This window comes from Serratia sp. Z4, from assembly GCF_009900725.1.
Lineage (GTDB): Bacteria > Pseudomonadota > Gammaproteobacteria > Enterobacterales > Enterobacteriaceae > Serratia > Serratia nematodiphila.
The window spans coordinates 295,948-320,370 of record NZ_JAAABD010000005.1; the positions used below are offsets into that span (position 1 = coordinate 295,948).

The following is a 24,423-nucleotide window of genomic DNA, read 5'->3' on the forward strand; positions in this document are numbered from 1 at the left end:
CTTAAACCGCGGAGGCTCCCGAAACGATCTCGGTGAGTTCCTGAGTGATGCTGGCCTGACGCGCCTTGTTGTATACCAACTGCAGCTCTTTGATCAGGCTACCGCCGTTATCGGTTGCGGCTTTCATCGCGACCATTCGTGCGGCCTGCTCGCTGGCCAGGTTTTCCACGACGCCCTGATAAACCTGCGACTCCACATAGCGGCGCAGCAAGGTATCAAGCAGCACTTTTGGATCCGGTTCATACAGGTAATCCCAAGGCGTTTTCTTCAGCTCTTCGTCATCGGCTGGCGGTAACGGCAGCAGCTGAAGCACCTGCGGCTCTTGGGACATCGTATTAACAAATTTGTTGCTGACAATGTACAGCTTGTCCAAACGACCTTCGTCGTAGGCCTGCAGCATCACTTTCACCGGCCCGATCAGATCCGACAGGGAAGGTTTATCCCCCATGCCGGTCACCTGGGCAACCACGTTGCCGCCCACGGAACCAAAGAAAGAGGCCGCTTTAGAGCCAATCAGCGCCAAATCGGTTTCGACGCCTTTTTCGGACCAGGCTTTCATCTCCGCCAGCAGCTTTTTGAACAGGTTGATGTTCAAGCCGCCGCAGAGACCACGGTCAGTAGACACCACCAGATACCCAACGCGCTTAACGTCACGCTCATCCAGGTACGGGTGCTTGTACTCCAGATTCCCTAACGCAAGGTGACCAATCACTTTGCGCATGGTCTCTGCATAAGGACGGCTGGCCGCCATGCGATCCTGCGATTTACGCATTTTGGAGGCGGCGACCATTTCCATCGCTTTAGTGATCTTTTGCGTGTTTTGCACGCTAGCGATCTTACTACGTATCTCTTTTGCGCCGGCCATCTCTGCTTCTCCTCAGTGCCAGACGGCCTGCTGTCTTTCAACAGCAGGACCGTTCGGCGTTACCAGGACTGGGTTTTCTTGAAGGTCTCGAGGATGTCTTTCAACTTGCCCTCGATCTCATCATTGAAGTTGCCAGTTTGGTTGATGTGGTTCAGCAGTTCGGCGTGCTCGCGGTCCGCATAGGCGACCAGCGCGGCTTCGAAGCTCACCACTTTGGCGACTTCGACGTCGTTCAGGTAACCGCGTTCTGCGGCAAACAGCACCAGAGACTGTTGTGCAACCGACATCGGCGCATACTGTTTCTGTTTCAGCAGCTCGGTCACTTTCTGACCGTGGCTCAGCTGTTTGCGGGTCGCGTCGTCCAGATCGGAGGCGAACTGGGAGAACGCAGCCAGTTCACGATACTGCGCCAGCGCGGTACGGATACCGCCGGACAGTTTCTTCATGATCTTGGTCTGCGCGGCGCCACCAACACGGGATACGGAGATACCCGGGTTAACTGCCGGACGAATACCGGAGTTGAACAGGTTGGATTCCAGGAAGATCTGACCATCGGTAATCGAGATTACGTTGGTCGGAACGAACGCGGAAACGTCACCCGCCTGGGTTTCAATGATCGGCAGAGCGGTCAGTGAACCGGTTTGGCCTTTAACTTCACCTTTGGTGAAGGCTTCAACGTATTCGGCGTTGACGCGCGCTGCGCGCTCCAGCAAGCGGGAGTGCAGGTAGAATACGTCGCCTGGGTAAGCTTCACGACCTGGCGGACGACGAAGCAGCAGGGAAATCTGGCGGTAAGCAACGGCCTGTTTGGACAGGTCATCGTACACGATCAGCGCATCTTCACCGCGGTCACGGAAGTATTCGCCCATTGCGCAACCGGCATATGGCGCCAGGTATTGCAGTGCAGCGGATTCGGAAGCGGTCGCCACCACCACGATGGTGTTGGCCAGTGCGCCGTGCTCTTCCAGTTTGCGCACCACGTTAGCGATGGTGGACGCTTTCTGGCCGATAGCCACGTAAACGCATTTGATGCCGGAGTCGCGTTGGTTGATGATCGCATCGATCGCCAGCGCGGTTTTACCGGTCTGACGGTCACCGATCACCAGCTCACGCTGGCCACGGCCGATTGGAATCATGGCGTCAACGGATTTGTAGCCAGTCTGAACCGGCTGATCAACGGACTGACGCTCGATAACGCCTGGCGCGATAGCTTCTACCGGAGAGAAACCGTCGTTCTCAATCGGGCCTTTGCCGTCGATTGGTGCGCCCAGGGTGTTAACTACGCGGCCCAGCAGACCACGACCGACTGGAACTTCCAGGATACGGCCGGTGCATTTCACCTTCATGCCTTCGGCCAGATCCGCGTACGGACCCATGACCACGGCACCGACGGAGTCGCGCTCAAGGTTCAATGCGATTGCGTAACGGTTGCCAGGCAGCGCGATCATTTCGCCCTGCATAACTTCGGCCAGGCCGTGTACGCGGATGATCCCGTCGCTGACGGAAACGATAGTACCTTCATTGTGAGCTTCGCTCACTACATTGAACTGAGCAATGCGCTGCTTGATCAGTTCGCTGATTTCGGTGGAATTCAGTTGCATGCTCCAGTCCCCTTAAGACTGCAAGACGTCTGTCAGGCGTTCAAGACGACCGCGAACGCTGCCATCAATCACCATATCGCCGGCGCGAACAACGATGCCGGCCAGTACAGACTTGTCAATTTTGCAATTCAGCTTAACTTTGCGTGACAGACGTTTTTCCATCGCAGCGGCGATTTTCGCCTGCTGTTCGTCGCTCAGCGCGCTCGCAGAGAGCACTTCGACTTCGACGGTGGATTCCAGCGAGGCGCGCAGTTCGATGAACTGCTGCAGCACGGCAGGAAGAACCAGTAAACGTCCATTTTCGGCCATTACACGGATAAAGTTCTGGCCATGTTCGTCGAGCCGATCGCCACAAACCGCGATGAACGTCTTGGACAGCGTTTCTGGCGCAACCGCGCCAGACAGCAGTTCAGAAATCTGTTCATTGCGAGTGACTTCAGCCGCAAACGCCAGCATGTCCTGCCAGCGCTCTACGCTTTGGTGCTCAACGGCAAAGTCAAAAGCTGCTTTGGCGTAGGGGCGAGCTACAGTTACAAATTCAGACATCAGCCCCTCCCTCCTTACAGTTCAGCGACCAGTTTATCAACGATGTCGCTGTTAGCAGCTTCATCCACGGAACGTTCGATGATCTTCTCGGCGCCGGCAATTGCCAGCATCGCGACTTGCTTACGCAACTCTTCACGAGCGCGCTTACGTTCGGCTTCGATCTCAGCCTGAGCCTGCGCCACGATTTTGTTACGTTCCTGCTCGGCTTCGGCTTTCGCTTCATCCATGATCTGAGCTTTGCGTTTGTTCGCTTGCTCGATGATCACCTGAGCTTCTGCTTTGGCAGTTTTCAGCTGGTCGGTCGCATTGGCTTGCGCTAAGTCCAGATCTTTTTTGGCACGCTCTGCAGAAGCGAGGCCGTCAGCGATTTCTTTCTGACGCTTCTCGATGGCAGCCATGATCGGCGGCCATACGTACTTCATGCAGAACCAGACAAACAGAACGAACGCGATGGCCTGGCCGAGGATTGTTGCGTTAAGATTCACAGCACAATGCCTCTTTAAAAGTTAATAGTTTGGTTACGTCGTAGAGGGTTGCTCTACTTACGCGACGGCGAACATCACGTACAGACCCAGACCTACAGCGATCATCGGGATGGCGTCGACCAGACCCATAACGATAAAGAACTGTGTACGCAGCAGAGGAATCAGGTCAGGCTGACGAGCAGCGCCTTCCAAGAATTTACCACCCAGGATGCCGATACCGATCGCAGCACCGATTGCCGCTAAACCCATCATCACAGCGGCAGCCATGTACAGCAGATCCATACTCAGGTTTTCCATGACAGTCTCCAGTTTGTTTCAGTTTAAAAGTGCAAGTGTTTTAAGAAAATCAGTGCTCTTCAGACGCCATCGACAGATAGACGATCGTCAGAACCATGAAAATAAAGGCTTGAAGCGTAATGATCAGGATGTGGAAGATAGCCCAAGGCAAGCTCAGGACCCACTGTGACCACCACGGCAACAGGCCGGCAATCAGGATGAAGATCAACTCACCCGCATACATGTTGCCGAACAGTCGCAGACCCAGTGAAACAGGTTTGGACAGCAGGCTGACACCTTCAAGAATCAGGTTGATAGGAATGAATACAGGGTGGTTGAACGGCTGCATGGTCAACTCTTTAACAAACCCGCCAACGCCTTTCATTTTGATGCTATAGAACAGAATCAGGATAAACACGCCCAGCGCCATCGACAGCGTGACGTTCACATCGGCGGTAGGCACCACGCGCAGCGCAGGCAGGCCGAGGATGTGTTCGCCAACATAAGGCAGGAAGTCGATGGGCAGCAGGTCCATCAGGTTCATCAGGAACACCCAGACGAACACGGTCAGCGCCAGCGGCGCAATCACCTTGCTCTTGCCGTGGTACATGTCGCGCACGCTGCTGTCGACGAAACCGACCACCAGCTCCACGGCGGTTTGCAGTTTACCCGGCACGCCGCTGGTGGCGTTTTTGGCCACTTTGCGGAAGATCACCAGGAAAAGCGCCCCGAGGACGACGGAGAAAAACATCGAGTCGATGTTGATCGACCAGAACCCAGTCCCGACCTGAAGCTGCGTCAGGTGGTGACCGATATACTCCTGTGGAGTCAAGACTTCTCCTGCAGACATGATGCCTCTTACCCTTATTTAGTTAAGTTCGGTAACTGTTAATCACGGCCGGTGCCACTATCTGCACCACTAACACCGCTAAATAGGTCAGGCCAAGCGGTATAAACTCCGCCTTGAACACCCCCAGCGCCACGATCAGCAAAACGATGGTGATCACGACCTTTAGCCCCTCGCCGATGGCGAACGACCAGGCAACCCTACCGGGCGCCGGCGTTTGCGCCTGATGGCGCAAGGCAAACAGCATAAACATTGCACTCGGCAACCAGGCGGCGAGACCGCCTGCCAACGCCGAAGCGCTCCATTCCGGGCTTTTCAGCCAGAAAGCAACGCTGATCAGAACAAAAGTCATTAACTGCAAAAACAGCAGTTTGCGTGCGACTTTCCCGCTGTAAAGGGACACAGACATGACGTTTGTTCTCTCCGTACCCCAGAGGGGGTATGCTGAGTGACGTATACAACTGTTTTTGCTGTCCTGAGTCAAGCAGCAAAAAACGAGCAAATTATACGGGGCATACCAACGAATTCAATCGATAAGTAGCGAAAAGGTGAACAATTATTTAAATTTCCCTATTCCAGCCTATTTTCACAAGAAAACGGTCGGAATAATAGGGCGCATTTAATTGTCTGATTATTCCAGCGTTGCGTTTAGAAACGCGAAGCTGATCACAGTAATGTCCCTTCCTGATTTATAGCCGATGGTCAACCAAACCGTCTTTAGCAATTTGAGCGATCAAAAAATTATATAAATCAAAACATTACTAGTTAACTGTTCAAAAACAATCCGTATACCCGATGAAAACCTTTTATTGACAAGCAGCGGGGCAATATTCCAACAGCCAATTAACATTAGCAGCAAACGCCAATCTTTCGCACATGATTGCTAACGTGACTATTTCTAAATGCAATTACTCTATTGTCGCTAATTAGCCGCGTTTTTTGTGTTAATAGAAAGTAAATTAACTAAAAAAAGCGACCAACTAATTAGCCTGCTTATCTTTCTGCTGGGTACGACCTTTAATTCACGCTTGTTTGATCAAAAGCAAACTCAGTTTGCCTTAAGAATCACCAGATGACGTTCGCCTTCCAGTTCAGGCACCTGCAGCCGCACGATAGACTCCAGGCTAACGCCAGCCGGCAGCTGCGTCAGTTCTTCATCCGGGCGCACGCCTTTCAACGCGTAAAAACGCCCCTGCCCTTTCGCCGGCAGGTGATGGCACCAGGACAGCATATCCTGCAGCGAAGCGAATGCCCGGCTGATCACGCCATCGAACGGTGGCTCGGCCGGAAACGCTTCGACGCGGCTCTGCACCGGCTCGATATTGTTCAGGCCCAGCTCATGCTGCACCTGGCGCAGGAAACGCACGCGCTTGCCCAGGCTGTCGAGCAGCGTGAAATGCGCGTCCGGGCGCACAATCGCCAGCGGAATGCCCGGCAAGCCGGGGCCGGTGCCGACATCGATAAAACGCGAGCCCTGCAGATGCGGATTGACCACAATACTGTCGAGGATGTGGCGCACCAGCATTTGCTGCGGATCGCGCACCGACGTGAGGTTATAAGCCTTGTTCCACTTATCCAGCATGCCGACATAGCCCAGCAGCTGCTGTTTCTGCTGATCGGGCAGCTCAATGCCTGCTGCCGCGAGCAGCGAGTCTAATTTTTTTTGCACAACGGATCCTCTGGCAGGCGCTGAACGACCAGCGGATGGTTAGCTGGCGCAATGAGGCGACTATGATAATTCAGGGCGCAAGTGATGTCAGCGGCCGTTTGGCTACGGGTTGAGCAAACGGCCGCCTGGATGCGGGATTTATGCGCTGCGGCGCAGCAGTCCCTGCTTTTTCAGCCAGATCAGCAAAATCGAGATCGCCGCCGGTGTAATGCCGGAGATGCGCGAAGCCTGGCCGATGGAGTTCGGTTTGTGATCGTTCAGCTTGGCGATCACCTCGTTCGACAGTCCCGAAACCTGACGGTAGTCAAGATCCAGCGGCAGCACGGTGTTCTCGTTGCGCTGCTGTTTTTCGATCTCTTCCTGCTGGCGAGCGATATAGCCTTCGTATTTGACCTGGATCTCGACCTGCTCGGCGGCTTGTACGTCGTCCAACGGCGGCGCGAAGGCGTCGATGCCGGTCAACTGCGCGTAATCCATCTCAGGACGGCGCAGCAACTCTTCGCCGTTCGCTTCACGCGACAGCGGCGCTTTCAGCAATGCATTGACCTGTTCGACGTTCTCGGCATGCGGGTGCATCCAGATGTCGCGCAGGCGCTGACGTTCACGTTCGATCCGCTCCAGCTTTTCGCTGTAGCGCGCCCAGCGCACGTCGTCCACCAGACCGAGTTCACGGCCTTTTTCCGTCAGACGGAGATCGGCGTTGTCTTCGCGCAGCATCAGACGATACTCGGCGCGTGAGGTAAACATGCGGTACGGTTCTTTGGTGCCGAGGGTGCTGAGATCGTCCACCAGCACGCCGAGGTAGGCCTGATCGCGACGTGGCGCCCAGCCCTCTTGTTCATCGGCGAAGCGCCCGGCGTTCAGGCCGGCCAGCAGGCCCTGTGCGGCGGCTTCTTCATAGCCGGTGGTGCCGTTGATCTGGCCGGCGAAGAACAGGCCCTGAATAAATTTGCTTTCCAGCGTCGGTTTCAGATCGCGTGGATCGAAGAAATCGTACTCGATGGCATAACCAGGGCGAATAATACGCGCGTTCTGCATCCCTTCCATTGAACGGACGATCTGCATCTGCACGTCGAACGGCAGGCTGGTGGAGATCCCGTTAGGGTAAATCTCGTTGCTGGTCAGGCCTTCCGGCTCAAGGAAGATCTGGTGCGCGTTGCGATCGGCAAAGCGCATGACCTTGTCTTCGATCGACGGACAGTAACGTGGGCCGATCCCTTCGATGATCCCGGCATACATCGGGCTGCGATCGAGGTTATTGCGGATCACGTCATGGGTTTTTTCATTGGTGTGGGTGATGTAGCACGCCATTTGTTCCGGGTGCTGGCTGGCATCGCCCAGGAACGAGAATACCGGCACCGGCGTATCGCCGTGTTGCGGCGCCAATACGCTGAAATCGATAGTGCGGGCGTCGATGCGCGGCGGCGTACCGGTTTTCAAGCGGTTAACGCGCAGCGGCAGTTCACGCAAACGCTGCGACAGCGAGATCGAAGGAGGATCCCCTGCGCGGCCGCCGCTGTAATTCTCCAGGCCGATATGGATCTTGCCGTCCAGGAAGGTGCCTACGGTCAATACCACCGCCTTGGCGCGGAATTTCAGACCCATTTGGGTGACGGCACCCACGACGCGATCGTTTTCGACGATCAGATCCTCAACCGGCTGTTGGAAGATCATCAGGTTGGGCTGGTTCTCCAACGCGGTACGGATCGCCTGCCGATACAGGACGCGATCCGCCTGAGCGCGAGTGGCGCGAACGGCTGGGCCTTTGCTGGCGTTTAGTATCCTAAACTGGATGCCGGCATGGTCGATCGCCGTTGCCATCAGGCCGCCGAGCGCATCAATTTCCTTAACCAGATGCCCTTTACCAATACCGCCAATCGCCGGGTTACAGGACATCTGTCCCAGCGTATCGATATTGTGTGTCAATAATAAAGTCTGACGTCCCATGCGCGCCGCGGCCATGGCGGCCTCGGTACCTGCATGGCCACCACCGATGATGATGACGTCAAATTGATCTGGATAAAACATGGAACTGCACCTCGCCGTATTGCGAACGATCGTATTTGCCCTGGGGTCGGGGATTCTACTCAAGTTTAGACGATCGACCAAGTGGTCAGGATCGTCGGTAATTAAAAGAAGATCTTTTTTATTTAAAGATCTCTTTATTAGATCTCTTATTAGGATCGCGATCCTCTGTGGATAAGTGACTATTCACGATGAAGATCAGCAGATTAAGGAGGATCGTTTGCTGTGAATGATCGGTGATCCCGACGCAGATAAGCTGGGATCTAAAAGGCTTGTTATACACAGGACAAAAAGCGCACTACGGTTGTTATTGGGATAACTACGGCTTTTACCCTGCTTTTAAGTATAGTTATCCACAATCGTTCGCACGATCTTTAGACGAATTAGAGTAAATTAATCCAGTTTTTTACCCATTCCTCGGCCGGATCCTCGGGAATTTCATGCTCGGTCACGTCGATCTCGAGACGATCGCCGATCCTTTTAGCGCCTCTGGCGATCAACAGATCGTCGATCTGTTTGATCGCACCGCAGAAGGTGTCGTATTCCGAACTGCCCAAACCGACGGCGCCGAACTGTACCTCGGAAAGATCCGGCTGCTGCTCAGCGATCTGTTCCAACAGCGGTTGAAGGTTATCTGGCAGTTCGCCGGCGCCGTGCGTGGAAGAGACCACCAGCCAGCGGCCGGTCAACGGCAGTTCATCCAGTTCAGGGCCGTGCAGCATCTCGGTAGAGAAACCCGCGTCTTCCAGCTTTTCAGCCAAATGTTCAGCCACGTATTCGGCGCTGCCAAGCGTACTGCCACTGATCAGAGTAATGTCTGCCATGAACCAACGATCCCAACCTTCTCACTCAAAGTGGCTGCATTGTACGCTGTGAATCGGCTGGGATCTACCTGTGGATAATGTGGGTATGCAATTTGGCGGGTTACGGCACGATGGTGCGCATAATGGGGTTCTGCAGTGAGATCAGCGTTTCGGTGGACTGGATCTCGTCGATGGTCTGGATCTTGTTGATAAGTACCTGTTGCAACGCGTCGATCGATCGGCACATTACCTTAATAAAGACGCTGTAGTGGCCGGTGGTGTAATAGGCTTCCACCACTTCTTCCAGGCTTTCCAGCTTCTTCAGCGCCGAAGGGTAATCCTTGGCGCTCTTTAAGATGATGCCGATAAAGCAGCACACGTCGTAGCCCAGCTGTTTGGGGCTGACGTCGATGCGTGCGCCGGTGATGATCCCGGCCTGCTTCATCTTCTCCACCCGCACATGAATGGTGCCGGGGCTGACGGCGAAGTTTTTCGCCAGTTCGGCGTACGGTGTGCGCGCATTGTCCATCAGGGCGTTGAGAATGCCGCGATCGAGATTATCGATCTGATAAATTTCCGCCATTTAATCCCCCATTAATTAGCGATTGTTGAATTCTGTCCGGGTAAAAATGAACGATTAAAAGTGAAAAGGCAATATTGATTAATGGATATTGAATAGTCGTGTCATTTTGTTGCTTAATCGATGGCAACAGAGACAGGTTTACAAGAGATACGGCAATGAAAAAACAGTTTATCCAAAAACAACAACAAATCAGCCAGGTCAAATCCTTCTTCTCCCGCCAGCTGGAGCAACAGCTCGGTCTGATCGAAGTGCAGGCCCCGATCCTTAGCCGCCTGGGCGACGGCACGCAGGATAACCTTTCCGGCAGCGAGAAAGCGGTGCAGGTCAAAGTCAAAACCTTGCCGGACGCCACCTTCGAAGTGGTGCACTCACTGGCGAAATGGAAACGCAAAACCCTGGGCAGCTACGATTTCGGTGCCGGCGAAGGCCTGTATACCCATATGAAGGCGCTGCGCCCGGATGAAGACCGCCTGACGCCTATCCACTCGGTGTACGTCGATCAGTGGGACTGGGAACGGGTGATGGGCGACGGTGAGCGTAGCCTGGACTACCTGAAAAACACCGTGCGCAGTATTTACGCTGCGATCAAGGCGACGGAGGCGGAAGTCAGCCGCGAGCATGGCCTGACCCCGTTCCTGCCGGAACAAATCCACTTCGTGCACAGCGAAACCCTGCTGCAGCGCTACCCTGATCTGGACGCCAAGGGGCGTGAGCGGGCGATTGCCAAAGAATTGGGCGCAGTGTTCCTGATTGGCATCGGCGGCAAGCTGTCACACGGTAAATCGCACGATGTGCGGGCGCCGGATTATGATGACTGGACCACGCCGACGGCGGATGGCCTGGCGGGCCTGAACGGCGATATCGTGGTGTGGAACCCGGTGCTGCAGGACGCTTTCGAGCTGTCCTCCATGGGGATCCGCGTTGACGCCGCCGCGCTGAAACACCAGTTGGCGCTGACCGGCGATGAAGAGCGCATGAAGCTGGAATGGCACCAGTCCTTGCTGCGCGGCGATATGCCGCAGACCATCGGCGGCGGCATCGGTCAGTCGCGTCTGGTGATGTTGTTGCTGCAACTGTCGCATATCGGCCAGGTGCAATGCGGCGTGTGGTCGCCGGAAGTGCGCGGCGCGGTTGAAGGTCTGCTCTAATCCCGCCTAGCGCCGCCAGCGGCGCATCAAACGGCTTTTCAGCCCGGTATCAAAGCGCCAGATATGATCGAAGATGCGCATGATGCCGGGTTTGCCGTAGGCGGACATCGCCACCGCGTGGAAACGTTGCTGGTGGCTTTGTTGCTGCTGTTTCACCTTCTTTATTACCTCCTCCGGCAACCGCTGGGCAATAAAATCGGAAATGATCACCGCATCGGCGTCGAACCAGCCGCTCTCCGCCATTTTGGTGACGGTGGCGTTCAGGCAGGCCGCCAGATCGGTACCGCCACGAAACTGCTGGCCGAGAAAGCGCACTGCCTGCTCGATGCCGCTGGCGGCGGTGAGTTCGTAATGCACGATCTGGTTGGCGAACAGCATGATATAGCAGCGGCGGTTGTCCGCCAGCGCAATGCGCAGCAGCGCCAGACAGAACGCCTTGGCGCACTGTTCGTTGAAACCGCCCATCGATCCGGAGGTGTCCACGCAGACGATAAACGGCCCGCGCGGCTGTTGATCCTGCTGCTGGTGAGTGACCTGGCGGATCAGGATCTGTTCCTGCCAGACGTCGCCCTGCAGACGGTAGCTCAGCAGCCGCTTTTCCAACAGGCGGCGATAAAACTCGAATTCCAGCTCTTCAATCCCCAGCGTCGCCAGCTCCGGCGGCAGCAGGCGCAGAATGTCGTCGCTTTGATGAATGCCGCTCACTTCTTCTGGCAGCGTGGCCGGCACCTGCACCATGACCCTGAACGGCTCCGGCTGCGCGTCCTGTTGCTGCACCGCCTTGGCCTGATAGCTGCGGCCCAGCTGTTGCGCCAGTTTTTTCAGCTCCGGCTGCTGCTGCAAAAAGTTGCCGTACTCCACCAGCCGCTGATAATCGCCACGCTGCAGCTGGCCTTTGCTCATGTCCCACAGCCTGCCGGCGGCGGTGTCGTTTTCCGACAGCAGCGGTTCCAGCGCGCCGCTCAGCGCCAACCGCTCCTGCAGCTCCGCCATCAGCTGCTCGCGCTCTTGTTCCAGCAGTTGGTGGTGCAGCATGGTGGCCTGCAGCGTCAGGCTGATGCGCCAGCGCTGCAGAAACAGCGTTTGAAAGCTGTCGTCCAGCGGATGATTGGGCAGATCGGCGGCGTCCACCAGCGCGCGCGCCTGTTCATAAAACGGTGAGACCAGCTGGCGCAGCAGCTCCATGGTGTCGTTGAGGTTGTGATAGAACTGGGTGTTGTTCTCCAGCTGACACTGCTGGTAGCGATAGAATTCCTGCGCCAGCGCCGGCGGCACCATCGCCTCCTGCAGACGCTCCTTGAGCTGCAGCTTCCAGCGCGGCAGATCGCGATCCAGCGCTCGGCGAAGGGCCGGAAACTTTTTAAAGAATACCGACAGCTGCGGCGCCGCCAGCATGCCGACGATCATCTCCTCGATCATCTCGCCTTCGGTGATCGCCAGCAGCAGATCGAGCGTCTCCAGACTGAGCATGGTTACTGGCCGCGCATTTGCTGCAGTTGCTGTTTAACCTGTTCCGCGACCTGCAGCAGACTGGCTTCGATCTTGGCCAGGCCGGCGGTGGGGGTGAACAGACAGGGCTGATGTTGGCTGAAGGCGCGGCGTTGCTCCGCCAGGCGCTGGGCCAATCCGTCCATTTCATCCAGCAGCGCCTGCGGCGTGGCGGTGGCCTGTTTGCCCGGCAGCGCCAGCAACGACGGCTGGCGGCTGACGTCCAACACCGTGAGGTGCAGTTGGTCATCCACTTCCAGGTCGATCGGCTGCGCAAAGCCGATGCCGTTCAGCTTGGCGCGCACGTCGCCGCCTTTTTGCAGCCAGTTGTCCAGCGCGCTGCTTTCGATGCTCAGATGGTTGACCTGAATGTCATGCAACTGCAGCGGCTTTTGCAACAGCAGAGTGAGGGTGCCGCCGGCGAACGGCGTGGCCGGCGCGTATTGCGGTTTGCGGCTGAACATGCCGCCTTTTTTCACCAGGCTGATGGCCTGCCGGTCGCTTTGTTGCTGCTGGTCCTGCAGCCAGCGAGTGTGGATCTGTTGCAACTGGATCAGCATCGACTGCTGCTGATAGGCCGACTCGGTCAGCAGCTGATCTATCTGCTGTTGCAGCAGCTTCAGCGAGGTGAGATCGTGCCACAGGCAGTCCTTCAACAGCATCAGATCGAGCGGGGCGATGGCGTCGCGCCCGCTGAAGAAGGCGCAGGCCTGCAGCAGGCGCAGGGCTTTTTTCCAGCGTCGATCGGAGACGTATGGCGCCTGCTCCAGTGCGTCCAGCCGCTGGCGCAGTTGGAAAATCAGCTCAAAGCAGGCTTCCGGCAGCGCCACCTTATCGATCTGCGGCTGCCATTGCAGAAACTCTTCGTCGCTGATGCTCAGCGCCGCCGGCACCGGGTTTTGGCTTTCGCTCTGGCGGTTGACCAGCAGCGAGCGGAAATTCTGTTTATCCTGCACCTTGTCCAGCCACAGGCGGATCAGCATGCGGTCATATAAGGCTTCGAGGCTGTTGTCCGCTTCGGGCAGTTCGTTGGAGGCGGTGACCAGCAGGCGCAGCGGGATCGGTTCTTCGCTGTTGCCGTTGCGAAAGCGGCGTTCGTTGATCGCCGTCAGCAGGGTGTTGAGGATCGCCGGGCCAGCCTTCCAGATCTCGTCAAGAAACACGATCTCCGCTTCCGGCAGATAGCCGGCGGTCAGACGCTGATAGCGCCCCTCATCTTTCAGCGCCTGGATAGAGAGCGGGCCGAAGACCTCTTCCGGCGTGGAAAAACGCGTCATCAGGTATTCAAAGGAGCGGGCGTTGCGGAAGGCAAACTTCAGCCGGCGCGCGATCAGGCTCTTGGCGATGCCGGGCGGGCCGAGCAGGAATACGCTTTCGCCGCTCAGCGCCGCCAGCAGGCACAGACGGATTGCCTCTTGCCGCTCATAAAGACCGCTCTCCAGCGCGCTGCTGAGGCGGGAAATTCGTTCTGCCAGAAGGGATGATGGCGTCATATAATTGTCGCATTGTCCGAGAGTTAGCCAATCTTGGTCGATAATCCGATGATAAACCACCATTATTTTTAGTGGTATAGCCCGTTGATTAGTAATATTTTTCTACGTTAAGCCGGATATTCGGTTCACATTTTGTTTATTTTTCGGCTCTGATATAAGGGTAGGCAAGCGGTATAAATGGTGCATACTGTGCGGCTTTCTGGTGGGCGTGACGGATCTTTGAGCCCGTATTTTGCCTGATGCGGATGCATCGCTAACGGATGTTCTGATAAAGAAACGAATTATGAGCGCAGAGCATAAGCAGTCCTTATCGGCGGTAACCCTGGCTGCCATCGGCGTGGTCTACGGTGATATCGGCACCAGCCCTCTCTATACACTGAGAGAGTGTTTCTCCGGCCATTACGGCTTCGATGTTCGTCCAGACGTGGTTTTCGGCTTCCTGTCGCTGATTTTCTGGATGCTGATCGTGATCGTTTCCCTCAAATATCTCACCTACGTGATGCGCGCGGACAACGCCGGCGAGGGTGGTATTCTGACGCTGATGTCGCTGGCCGGGCGCAATACCTCGGCGCGTACTACTGCGGTGCTGGTGATACTGGGTCTGATCGGCGGCAGCTTCTTCTATGGCGAGGTGGTGATCACCCCGGCGATCTCGGTGATGTCGGCGATAGAAGGGTTGGAAATCGCCGCCCCTGCGCTCGATGCCTATATCGTGCCGCTCTCCATTCTGGTGTTGACGCTGCTGTTCGTTATCCAAAAGCACGGCACCGGCAGCGTCGGCAAGCTGTTCGCCCCGGTAATGCTGCTGTGGTTCATCGTGTTGGCGGTGCTGGGCGCGCGCAGCATCATTTCAAACCCGGAAGTGCTGCAGGCGCTGAATCCCAAATGGGCGCTCAACTTCTTCATTGAATATAAGAAGGTATCGTTCTTCGCACTGGGGGCAGTGGTGTTGTCGATCACCGGCGTCGAGGCGCTGTATGCCGATATGGGGCACTTCGGCAAGTTCCCGATCCGCCTGGCCTGGTTCACCGTGGTGCTGCCTTCGCTGGTGCTCAACTACTTCGGCCAAGGGGCGCTGCTGCTGAAAAATCCGGAGGCGATCAAAAACCCGTTCTTCCTGCTGGCGCCCGATTGGGCGCTGATCCCGCTGCTGATTCTGGCGACCCTGGCGACGGTGATCGCTTCGCAGGCGGTGATTTCCGGCGTCTTCTCGCTGACTCGCCAGGCGGTGCGCCTGGGCTATCTGTCGCCGATGCGCATCATTCACACCTCGGAAATGGAATCCGGCCAGATCTACATTCCGGTGATCAACTGGACGCTGTACATCTCGGTGGTGCTGGTGATCATCGGCTTCGAGCACTCCAGCAACCTGGCGGCGGCGTACGGTATCGCCGTCACCGGCACCATGGTGCTGACCAGCATTCTGGTCACTTCGGTGGCGATTAATAACTGGCACTGGAACCGCTTCCTGGCGATCGGCATCGTAACCATCTTGCTGATCATCGACGTGCCGATGTTCTCTGCCAACGCCCTGAAGCTGTTCTCCGGCGGCTGGCTGCCGCTGACCCTGGCGCTGGTGATGTTCATCATTATGACTACCTGGAAGAGCGAGCGCTTCCGCTTGCTGCGCCGCCTGCATGAACACGGCAACTCGCTGGAGGCGATGATTGCCTCGCTGGAGAAATCGCCGCCGGTACGGGTGCCGGGCACCGCGGTCTTCTTGTCGCGCGCCACCAACGTCATTCCTTTTGCGCTGTTGCACAACCTGAAGCACAACAAGGTGCTGCACGAGCGCGTGGTGCTGCTGACGCTGCGCACCGAGGATGCGCCTTACGTGCACAACGTGCGCCGGGTGACCATCGAGCAGCTGTCGCCGACCTTCTGGCGGGTGGTGGCCAGCTACGGCTGGCGCGAAACGCCGAACGTCGAGGAGGTGTTCCACCGCTGCGGGCTGGAAGGGTTGCCGTGCCGCATGTCGGAGACGTCGTTCTTCATGTCCCATGAATCGCTGATCCTCACCAAGCGGCCGTGGTACCTCTACCTGCGCGGCAAACTGTTCGTCGCCCTGAGCCGCAATGCGCTGCGCGCGCCGGATCAGTTCGAAATCCCGCCGAACCGGGTCATCGAACTCGGTACGCAGGTCGAGATCTAATCCGCCTGACAGGGGCTCAGCATGGCTGAGCCCCTTTTGTTTGCGCTTTCTCCGTGCGCGAACGAAACGTTTCGATAACGATCACACTTCTGCATTGTCCTGGTTGCCTTCCCCTGCCGTTTTTTTAAACTCCCCCAAAGAGCGAAACGTTTCGCTAGCGGAGTGAGAAGATGAAAAAAGGCGTATTACTGAATTCTGACGTGTCTGCCGTGATTGCCCGGCTGGGGCATACCGACCAGCTCACCCTGTGCGATGCGGGCCTGCCGATACCGGCGGCGACGCAGCGCATCGATCTGGCGTTGACGCAGGGCGTGCCGACCTTCATGCAGGTGTTCGCGGCGGTCACGCAAGAGATGCAGGTAGAAAGCGCCATCCTGGCGGAAGAGATCGTGAAACAGAATCCGTCGCTCCACGAGGCTCTGTTGGCTGAACTGACCGCACTGGGCCAACGCCAGGGCAATACCATCAGCGTGCGCTATATCAGCCATCAGGCGTTTAAAGCGCAAACCGAGCACAGCCGGGCGGTGATCCGCAGCGGGGAGTGTTCGCCTTACGCGAACGTGATCCTGTGCGCCGGCGTAACTTTCTGAGGCGTTTATGCAACCTTTACTGCAACTGAAAGGGATTGATAAAGCCTTTCCCGGCGTGAAGGCGCTTTCCGGCGCTGCCCTCAGCGTTTATCCCGGCAAGGTGATGGCGCTGGTGGGGGAAAACGGCGCCGGGAAGTCCACCATGATGAAAGTGCTGACCGGCATCTACCAGAAAGACGCCGGCAGCCAGTATTTTCTCGGTAAAGAGGTGGCGTTCAACGGGCCCAAGGATTCGCAGGAAGCGGGCATCGGCATTATTCATCAGGAGCTGAACCTGATCCCGCAGCTGACGATTGCGGAAAACATCTTCCTCGGCCGCGAGTTCGTCAACCGTTTCGGCCGCATTGACTGGAAGCGCATGTACGCCGAGGCCGATCGCTTGTTGGCGCGGCTCAATCTCCGCTACAGCAGCCACCGGCTGGTGGGCGAGCTGTCGATCGGCGATCAGCAGATGGTGGAGATCGCCAAGGTGCTGAGCTTCGAATCGAAAGTGATCATCATGGACGAACCGACCGATGCGCTGACCGACACCGAAACCGCCTCGCTGTTCAAGGTGATCAATGAGCTGAAGGCCGAAGGGCGCGGCATCGTCTATATCTCGCACCGTCTGAAAGAGATCTTTGAAATCTGCGACGACGTGACCGTGTTCCGCGACGGGCAGTTTATCGCCGAGCGGCCGGTGAGCGAGCTGCAGGAAGATTCGCTGATTGAGATGATGGTCGGCCGCAAGCTGGAAGAACAATATCCGCGCCTGGATTTGCCGCGTGGTGAAAAGCGGCTGGAAGTCAGTCATCTTTCCGGCCCCGGCGTTGAAGACGTCAGCTTTACGCTGTACCGCGGCGAGATCCTCGGCGTGGCCGGGCTGATGGGCGCCGGGCGCACCGAATTGATGAAGATCCTGTACGGCGCCGCGCCGCGCAAGGCCGGCACCGTCAGCCTGGACGGCCGCGAGGTGGTCGCCCATTCGCCTCAGGATGGGTTGGCGAACGGCATCGTCTATATCTCGGAAGACCGCAAGCGCGACGGCCTGGTGTTGGGCATGTCGGTGAAGGAAAACATGTCGCTGACCGCGCTGCGCTACTTTAGCCGCGCCGACGGCAGCCTGAAACAGGCCGATGAGCGGCAGGCGGTGGGGGATTTCATCCGGCTGTTCAATATCAAAACGCCGTCGATGGAGCAGCCTATAGGTCTGCTTTCCGGCGGTAATCAGCAGAAAGTGGCGATCGCCCGCGGCCTGATGACCCGGCCGAAGGTGCTGATCCTCGATGAGCCGACGCGCGGCGTCGATGTCGGCGCCAAAAAAGAGATCTATCAGTTAATCAACCAGTTCAAACAGGAAGGGCTGAGCATCATTCTGGTGTCTTCGGAAATGCCGGAGGTGATGGGCATGAGCGATCGCATTCTGGTGATGCACGAAGGGCATCTCAGCGGCGAGTTCCCGATTGAACAGGCCACCCAGGAAGCGTTGATGGCGGCAGCCGTCGGCAAGCAATACGGCGTAAAGCAGGAGTAATCAGATATGAGTTCCCAGACTATCGCAGCTAAGCGCTGGTTCAGTAAAGAATGGCTGTTAGAGCAGAAGTCGTTGATTGCGCTGCTGGTGCTGATCGCTGTGGTCTCTTCCATGAGCCCGAACTTCTTCACACTGAACAACCTGTTCAATATTCTGCAGCAGACCTCGGTCAACGCCATCATGGCGGTGGGGATGACGCTGGTGATCCTCACTTCCGGCATCGATCTGTCGGTGGGATCGCTGCTGGCCCTGACCGGCGCGGTGGCGGCGTCGATCGTCGGCTTTGAAGTCAACGCGCTGGTGGCGGTGGCGGCGGCCTTGGCGCTGGGCGCCGCGATTGGCGCCTGCACCGGGGTGATCGTCGCCAAAGGCAAAGTGCAGGCCTTTATCGCCACGCTGGTGATGATGCTGCTGCTGCGCGGCGTCACCATGGTGTACACCAACGGCAGCCCGATCAACACCGGTTTTACCGACGTGGCCGACACCTTCGGCTGGTTCGGCATCGGCCGTCCGCTGGGCGTGCCGACGCCGATCTGGATCATGGCGATCGTGTTCATCGCCGCCTGGTATATGCTGCACCATACGCGCCTGGGCCGCTATATTTATGCCCTGGGCGGCAATGAAGCGGCGACCCGTCTGTCCGGCATCAGCGTCGATAAAGTGAAGATTATCGTCTACTCGCTGTGCGGCCTGTTGGCGGCGCTGGCGGGGGTAATCGAAGTGGCGCGCCTCTCGTCGGCGCAGCCGACCGCCGGCACAGGCTATGAGCTGGACGCCATCGCCGCCGTGGTGCTGGGTGGCACCAGCCTGGCCGGCGGCAAGGGGCGCATCGTCGGCACGCTGATCGGGGCGCTGATCCTCGGCTTCCTGAACAACGGCCTGAATTTATTGGGTGTTTCTTCCTACTACCAAATGATCGTGAAGGCAGTGGTGATACTGCTGGCGGTTCTGGTAGATAACAAAAGCAACAAGTAACCTCCCCCTACAGGAATCACGATGATGAAAATGAAAAAACTGGCAACCTTAGCCTCCGCCATCGCGCTGAGCGCCACCCTGAGCGCCAATGCCATGGCCAAAGAGACCATCGCGCTGGTGGTGTCCACCCTCAACAACCCGTTCTTCGTCTCGATGAAGGATGGGGCGCAGCAAGAGGCCAACAAGCTGGGTTATAACCTGGTGGTGCTGGATTCCCAAAACAACCCGGCGAAGGAACTGGCCAACGTGCAGGATCTGATGGTGCGGGCGCCCAAGCTGCTGTTGATCAACCCGACCGACTCCGATGCGGTCGGTAACGCCATCAAGATGGCCAACCAGGCTGAGATCCCGGTCATCACGTTGGACCGCGTGGCGAGCAAGGGTGAAGTGGTGAGCCATATCGCTTCGGATAACCGCGTGGGCGGCAAAATGGCCGGCGACTTCATCGCCAAGAAAGCGGGCGCCGACGCCAAGGTGATTCAGCTGGAAGGCATTGCCGGCACCTCCGCCGCGCGTGAACGCGGCGAAGGCTTCAAACAGTCGCTGGATCAGAATAAATTCAAGCTGCTGGCCAGCCAGCCGGCCGATTTCGACCGCACCAAGGGCCTGAACGTGATGCAGAACCTGCTGACCGCTCACCCGGATGTGCAGGCGGTATTTGCCCAGAACGATGAAATGGCGCTGGGCGCGCTGCGTGCGCTGCAAACCGCCGGTAAAACCGACGTGATCGTGGTAGGCTTCGACGGCACCGCCGACGGCGTGAAAGCGGTTGAAGGCGGCAAGCTGGCGGCGACCGTGGCGCAGCGTCCCGATCAGATCGGCGTGATAGGCGTGGAAACCGCCGATAAAGTGCTGAAAGGCGAAAAAGTGCCGGCGACCATTCCGGTCGATTTGAAACTGGTCACTAAGTAAGTCATACCAGCGCCATCGGGACGGGGCGTTTACGATGGCGCGCAATTCAGGAATCAATGCGATGGAAACAGGTAAGCTGGTGGTTCTGGGCAGCATCAATGCCGACCATATCCTCAATATTGAACAATTCCCCCACCCGGGCGAAACGGTGATCGGGAAGCAGTATAAGGTGGCGTTTGGCGGCAAGGGAGCGAATCAGGCGGTGGCGGCCGGGCGCAGTGGGGCGGAGATCGCCTTTATCGCCTGCGTGGGCGCCGACGATATCGGCGAGCGTGTCCGCCGGCAGCTGGCGAGCGATCGCATTGATACCCAACCGATTGAAGCCATCGCCGACAGCACCACCGGCGTGGCGCTGATCTTCGTCAACGCCGAAGGCGAGAACGTGATCGGCATCAATGCCGGCGCCAACGCCGCGGTAACGCCGGATTACCTGGCGCGCTACCGGCAAAAAGTCATCGACGCCGATGCCCTGCTGATGCAGCTGGAGTCGCCGTTGGAGACGGTGATCGCCGCCGCCCGCTTGGCCAAGCAACATCAAACGCAAGTGATCCTCAACCCGGCCCCGGCGCGCGAGCTGCCGGACGAGCTGCTGGGGATGATTGATATGATCACCCCGAATGAAACCGAAGCGCAGCGCCTGACCGGCGTCGCTGTGGACAACGACGCCGATGCGGCGCGCGCGGCGCAGGCGCTGCACGACAAAGGCATCGCGACGGTGATCATCACCCTCGGCAGCCGTGGCGTGTGGCTGAGCGAAAACGGCAACGGCAAACGGGTGCCCGGCTTCAAAGTGCAAGCGGTGGATACCATCGCCGCCGGCGATACCTTTAACGGTGCGCTGGTGACCGCCCTGTTGGAAGGCAACAGCATGGCCGACGCGGTGCGTTTCGCCCATGCGGCGGCGGCGATCGCCGTAACCCGCCCCGGCGCGCAGCCTTCGGTGCCGTGGCGCGAAGAGATTGACGCCTTCTTGCAGCAACAGGGGTGATCCTTTGGCCACCATGAAAGATGTCGCCCGCCTGGCGGGCGTTTCAACCTCTACCGTTTCGCATGTGGTCAACAACAATCGCTTTGTCAGCGACAGCGTGCGCGACAAGGTCATGGCGGCCGTGGAACAGTTGAACTATGCGCCTTCTGCGCTGGCGCGCAGCCTGAAGCTTAATCAAACCCGCACCATCGGCATGCTGGTGACCGCCAGCAACAACCCGTTTTATGCCGAAGTGGTGCGCGGCGTGGAGCGCAGCTGTTATGAACGTGGCTACAGCCTGATCCTGTGCAATACCGAAGAAGATGCCGCGCGCATGAACCGCAGCATGGAGACGCTGCTGCAAAAGCGCGTCGACGGTTTGCTGTTGATGTGCACCGAAAATCACCGGCCATCGCAAGATGCCCTGAGCCGTTACCCGTCATTGCCGATCGTGATGATGGACTGGGCGCCGTTCGAGGGTGCCAACGACATTATTCAGGATAACTCGCTGCTGGGCGGCGAGATGGCGACCGATCATCTGATCGCCCGCGGCTACCGCAAGATCGCCTGCATCGCCGGCCCGCAGGATAAAACCACCGCCCGTCACCGGCTGGAAGGCTATCGCAACGCGATGCGGCGCGCCGAATTACCGGTTCCGTCAGGGTATGAAGTGCATTGCGACTTTGAGTTTGAGGGCGGCGTGAACGCCATGCGCCAACTGTTGGCGCTGGACGAACCGCCGCATGCGGTGTTCGCCGGCAACGACGCGGTGGCGGTAGGCGTTTATCAGGCGCTGTATCAGGCCGGGCTTTCCGTGCCGCAGGATATGGCGGTGATGGGGTACGATGATATTGAGCTGGCGCGTTATCTGGCGCCGCCGCTGAGCACCATTCATCAACCGAAGGATTCGCTGGGCGAGCTGGCGATCGATGCGCTGATCAACCGCCTGCAAAATCCGGAGCGCGCGCCCCAGGTGCTGGTGCTGACGCCCGAGCTGGTGGAGCGCGCTTCGGTGGGGCGCCGTTAACTGGCCGCCTTCGCTTCTTTCTTGCTTTCCTGGCCGCTGATCAAATTGCGGCCATCTTTCCTTCTCAGCAACATAAACACCAGCGCCGACGCCACGGTGACGATCCCCATGGTGATAAAGGTGTAATGGAAGTGGTCGATCATGGTGCCTAACGACAGGGATTCGTAAAAACGCAGCACCGCCGCGCTGATCGCCACGCCGAAGCTGATGGACAGTTGTTGGGTGACCGCCAGGACGCTGTTGCCGGCGCTGGCGTTGGCGTCGTTCAAATCCGCCAGGCTGATGGTGTTCATGGCTGTGAACTGGGTGGACATCGCCATGCCCAGCACGAACAGCGGCAGGATCATCAGCCACAGCGGCATGCCCGGGCTTTGCAGGGCAAACTGGGCGATCAGCACCCCGATGATAACGGTGATGCCGACCAGCGTTTTACGATAACCGAACCAGCGCAGCACCTGAGTGACGGTGGATTTCGCCATCAGTGAGCCGATGGCGGTTGGCGCCATCATGCAACCGGCGACGATTGCCGTGTAACCGAATCCCACCTGCAGCATGAGCGGCATTAAAAACGGCACGCAGCCGGTGCCCAACCTGGAGGCGACGTTGCCGGCGATGCCGACCGAGAAGGTGCGGGTTTTGAACAGGTCGAGACCGATCAGCGGCTGAGGGTGGCGGCGTGCGTGCGCGATGTAGCCGAACAGCATCACGAAGCCGCTGAGCAGAATGCCCAGCGAAACGTAGCTCGCCAGCACCCGCTCGCCAAACAGTTCCAGCCCGGTAGAGATCAGCACCAGACTCAGGCCGAACAGCATAAAACCAAGGAAATCGAAGCGGCGTTTGGGCGTGGTGAAGTCCGGCATGTATTTGCGTGCATAGAAGATGCCGAGCAGACCGATAGGAATATTGATCAGGAAAATCCAGTGCCAGGTGGCGTAGGTTACCAGCCAGCCGCCCAGCAGCGGCCCGAGAATCGGCCCGACCAGGCCGGGCATGGTGACGAAGTTCAGCACCGGCAGCAGTTCGCTGCGCGGGTAGGCGCGCAGCAGCGCCAACCGCGCGACCGGCATCATCATCGCGCCGCCGATGCCCTGCAGCACGCGAGAGGCAACCAGCACGCTCAACGTGGGGGAGAGGGCGCACAACAGCGAACCGAGGGTGAATAACGTGACGGCGAAGATGAATATCCGTCGAGTGCCGAAGCGATCCGCCAGCCAGCCGCTGACCGGGATCAGCATCGCCACCGTCAGCGTGTAGCTGATGACGGCCGATTGCATCGCCAGCGGCGAACGCCCCAGGCTTTGGGCGATCGCCGGCAGCGCGGTGTTGAGGATAGTGGCGTCCAGCGCCTGCATAAAGAACGCCATTGCGGCGATCCACGGTAGTCCTGCCATACTGCGCGCGGATTGGGTCATGGTCGGTCCTGGTTAAATGGTCGTCTGTCCCTCGTCTCTTTCTTCTATATATAAGCGGGGAGCGTGTCTAGTCTTTCTCTTTCAGCAGCACCTGGCAGGCGACGAGTGCGCCTGCGCTGTCTCCGGCGAGTATCGCATCGACGATAGCCTGATGATGGCGCAGCTTGATCACTTCATTGCCGGTGATGGCGCGGAAGTAGCTTTGGTACACCGAACTGAACAGGTTGGCGAACGAGGTCAGGAACGGGTTGCCGCTGGCCTCGTAGATAAGCTGGTGGAATTGGGTATCGACCTGGATCCAACGCTCGCGATCAAACTGGGTATGCAGCGCGCGCATTTCCGCCATCAGCCCCGCCAGCAACTTGGTTTGTTGCGGGCTGGCGTGGTTTGCCGCCAACGCGCAGGCCTGCGGCTCCAGCGAGGTGCGCAAGATAAGGAAGTGTTGCATCACCTGATCGAAGTTTTCCCGCGTCATCCACCAGGTCAGTAAATCTTGATCGAGGAAATTCCATTGGCTTTGCGGCATCACGCGGGTGCCAATGCGCGGGCGCGGCAACAACATGCCTTTGGCGGCTAACATCTTTACCGCTTCGCGCACCGCGGTGCGGCTGACGCCGAATTGCTCGCCCAGTTCCATTTCACCAGGCAGGATGCTGCCGGCCTGATAATCGCCTGCCAGAATTTGTTGGCCGAGTTTTTCTGCAAGCAGATAAGAAAGATTGCGTTGGGCGGCCTGTTGTTGTGCATTTAACGGCATGGCTGCGGATCCTTACTGACATCGTTATTTCTATTTTACTCCAGTGATCGCCAGCTTTTATGGCTGTTTACCTGAAAAAGTGACATTAATTCGCCGCTTTTTCGCCCTTTTGTTGAAAAAATCCGCGCTTGAAAAGTTTTTTGCAATTAGGGGTTGCGGCCTGCCGAGAACTCCCTATAATGCGCCTCCACTGACCGGGAACAACGACTGACAAGCCGCCGGGTCAGCGAGAAGAAAGCGAAATAAACGCTTGACTCTCCGGGCGAAAAGCGTAGTATACGCAGCCCGC

At 57.8% G+C, this 24,423-nt stretch carries 23 protein-coding genes; 8 read left to right on the forward strand and 15 right to left on the reverse strand.

Translation table 11 applies throughout. The features are described 5' to 3' along the window. Window position 1: 1 nt before the first annotated feature. The 11 genes from atpG to asnC form a co-directional block, all read right to left on the reverse strand. Window positions 2-865 carry a F0F1 ATP synthase subunit gamma gene (gene atpG / locus GT753_RS19085; RefSeq protein ID WP_004933811.1) on the reverse strand — a complete coding sequence of 288 codons (864 nt, stop codon included), beginning with the start codon at window positions 863-865 and terminating at the stop codon, window positions 2-4. A gap of 59 nt (window positions 866-924) precedes the next feature. Next, window positions 925-2,466, reverse strand: a complete 1,542-nt coding sequence (atpA, locus tag GT753_RS19090; protein WP_004933808.1) for a F0F1 ATP synthase subunit alpha — start codon at window positions 2,464-2,466, stop codon at window positions 925-927. A gap of 12 nt (window positions 2,467-2,478) precedes the next feature. Then, entirely contained in the window at window positions 2,479-3,012 is a 534-nt protein-coding gene (gene atpH / locus GT753_RS19095; RefSeq protein ID WP_025160298.1) for a F0F1 ATP synthase subunit delta, read from the reverse strand. 14 nt (window positions 3,013-3,026) lie between these two features. Continuing rightward, window positions 3,027-3,497, reverse strand: coding sequence for a F0F1 ATP synthase subunit B (gene atpF / locus GT753_RS19100; protein ID WP_004933804.1), 471 nt, complete (start codon window positions 3,495-3,497; stop codon window positions 3,027-3,029). Window positions 3,498-3,554: 57 nt separating this feature from the next. Continuing rightward, on the reverse strand, window positions 3,555-3,794 hold the full coding sequence (gene atpE / locus GT753_RS19105) for a F0F1 ATP synthase subunit C (RefSeq protein ID WP_004093904.1): 240 nt from the start codon (window positions 3,792-3,794) through the stop codon (window positions 3,555-3,557). Between the two features lie 49 nt (window positions 3,795-3,843). Continuing rightward, a complete protein-coding gene (atpB, locus tag GT753_RS19110; RefSeq protein WP_015376132.1) occupies window positions 3,844-4,623 on the reverse strand; it encodes a F0F1 ATP synthase subunit A in 780 nt (259 codons plus the stop codon). A gap of 22 nt (window positions 4,624-4,645) precedes the next feature. Then, window positions 4,646-5,029, reverse strand: coding sequence for a F0F1 ATP synthase subunit I (gene atpI, locus GT753_RS19115; RefSeq protein ID WP_004933796.1), 384 nt, complete (start codon window positions 5,027-5,029; stop codon window positions 4,646-4,648). Between the two features lie 639 nt (window positions 5,030-5,668). Beyond that, complete coding sequence (rsmG, locus tag GT753_RS19120; protein WP_015379471.1) at window positions 5,669-6,289, reverse strand: 16S rRNA (guanine(527)-N(7))-methyltransferase RsmG; 621 nt, start codon at window positions 6,287-6,289, stop codon at window positions 5,669-5,671. A 138-nt stretch (window positions 6,290-6,427) separates the two neighbouring features. Beyond that, complete coding sequence (gene mnmG, locus GT753_RS19125; RefSeq protein ID WP_044030154.1) at window positions 6,428-8,317, reverse strand: tRNA uridine-5-carboxymethylaminomethyl(34) synthesis enzyme MnmG; 1,890 nt, start codon at window positions 8,315-8,317, stop codon at window positions 6,428-6,430. A gap of 380 nt (window positions 8,318-8,697) precedes the next feature. Next, window positions 8,698-9,138 carry an FMN-binding protein MioC gene (gene mioC, locus GT753_RS19130; RefSeq protein WP_016929621.1) on the reverse strand — a complete coding sequence of 147 codons (441 nt, stop codon included), beginning with the start codon at window positions 9,136-9,138 and terminating at the stop codon, window positions 8,698-8,700. 100 nt (window positions 9,139-9,238) lie between these two features. Further along, window positions 9,239-9,700 (reverse strand): transcriptional regulator AsnC, encoded by a 462-nt coding sequence (gene asnC, locus GT753_RS19135; protein WP_004933786.1) that lies wholly within the window; start codon window positions 9,698-9,700, stop codon window positions 9,239-9,241. A gap of 155 nt (window positions 9,701-9,855) precedes the next feature. Here asnC and asnA point away from each other — a divergent pair, with 155 nt between their 5' ends. Then, window positions 9,856-10,848 (forward strand): aspartate--ammonia ligase, encoded by a 993-nt coding sequence (asnA, locus tag GT753_RS19140; RefSeq protein WP_016929623.1) that lies wholly within the window; start codon window positions 9,856-9,858, stop codon window positions 10,846-10,848. A 6-nt stretch (window positions 10,849-10,854) separates the two neighbouring features. On the opposite strand, the gene viaA is transcribed toward asnA, so the two are convergent. Beyond that, window positions 10,855-12,318 carry an ATPase RavA stimulator ViaA gene (gene viaA / locus GT753_RS19145; protein ID WP_004933781.1) on the reverse strand — a complete coding sequence of 488 codons (1,464 nt, stop codon included), beginning with the start codon at window positions 12,316-12,318 and terminating at the stop codon, window positions 10,855-10,857. Between the two features lie 2 nt (window positions 12,319-12,320). Next, the gene (gene ravA, locus GT753_RS19150) at window positions 12,321-13,829 is read right to left on the reverse strand and encodes an ATPase RavA (protein WP_160125843.1); all 1,509 of its coding nucleotides are present in this window, start codon (window positions 13,827-13,829) and stop codon (window positions 12,321-12,323) included. Window positions 13,830-14,112: 283 nt separating this feature from the next. On the opposite strand from ravA, the gene kup reads away from it, so the two are divergent. The 7 genes from kup (at window position 14,113) to rbsR (ending at window position 21,965) form a co-directional block, all read left to right on the forward strand. Continuing rightward, a complete protein-coding gene (gene kup, locus GT753_RS19155) occupies window positions 14,113-15,981 on the forward strand; it encodes a low affinity potassium transporter Kup (protein WP_049240407.1) in 1,869 nt (622 codons plus the stop codon). Between the two features lie 170 nt (window positions 15,982-16,151). Further along, window positions 16,152-16,571: a D-ribose pyranase gene (gene rbsD / locus GT753_RS19160; protein ID WP_015379466.1), complete on the forward strand. Its 420-nt coding sequence runs from the start codon at window positions 16,152-16,154 to the stop codon at window positions 16,569-16,571. Window positions 16,572-16,578: 7 nt separating this feature from the next. Next, window positions 16,579-18,084, forward strand: a complete 1,506-nt coding sequence (rbsA, locus tag GT753_RS19165; protein ID WP_004933767.1) for a ribose ABC transporter ATP-binding protein RbsA — start codon at window positions 16,579-16,581, stop codon at window positions 18,082-18,084. Between the two features lie 6 nt (window positions 18,085-18,090). Continuing rightward, window positions 18,091-19,059: a ribose ABC transporter permease gene (rbsC, locus tag GT753_RS19170; protein ID WP_033652333.1), complete on the forward strand. Its 969-nt coding sequence runs from the start codon at window positions 18,091-18,093 to the stop codon at window positions 19,057-19,059. Window positions 19,060-19,083: 24 nt separating this feature from the next. Beyond that, entirely contained in the window at window positions 19,084-19,971 is an 888-nt protein-coding gene (rbsB, locus tag GT753_RS19175) for a ribose ABC transporter substrate-binding protein RbsB (RefSeq protein ID WP_160125848.1), read from the forward strand. A gap of 61 nt (window positions 19,972-20,032) precedes the next feature. Next, complete coding sequence (rbsK, locus tag GT753_RS19180; protein ID WP_160125844.1) at window positions 20,033-20,959, forward strand: ribokinase; 927 nt, start codon at window positions 20,033-20,035, stop codon at window positions 20,957-20,959. Window positions 20,960-20,963: 4 nt separating this feature from the next. Further along, window positions 20,964-21,965 carry a ribose operon transcriptional repressor RbsR gene (gene rbsR, locus GT753_RS19185; RefSeq protein ID WP_088382019.1) on the forward strand — a complete coding sequence of 334 codons (1,002 nt, stop codon included), beginning with the start codon at window positions 20,964-20,966 and terminating at the stop codon, window positions 21,963-21,965. Here rbsR and mdtD read toward each other — a convergent pair. Both mdtD and GT753_RS19195 read right to left on the reverse strand, forming a co-directional pair. Continuing rightward, complete coding sequence (gene mdtD, locus GT753_RS19190) at window positions 21,962-23,377, reverse strand: multidrug transporter subunit MdtD (RefSeq protein ID WP_088382018.1); 1,416 nt, start codon at window positions 23,375-23,377, stop codon at window positions 21,962-21,964. The genes rbsR and mdtD overlap by 4 nt on opposite strands. A 67-nt stretch (window positions 23,378-23,444) precedes the next feature. Continuing rightward, on the reverse strand, window positions 23,445-24,134 hold the full coding sequence (locus GT753_RS19195; RefSeq protein WP_004933751.1) for a FadR/GntR family transcriptional regulator: 690 nt from the start codon (window positions 24,132-24,134) through the stop codon (window positions 23,445-23,447). Window positions 24,135-24,423 lie beyond the last annotated feature (289 nt).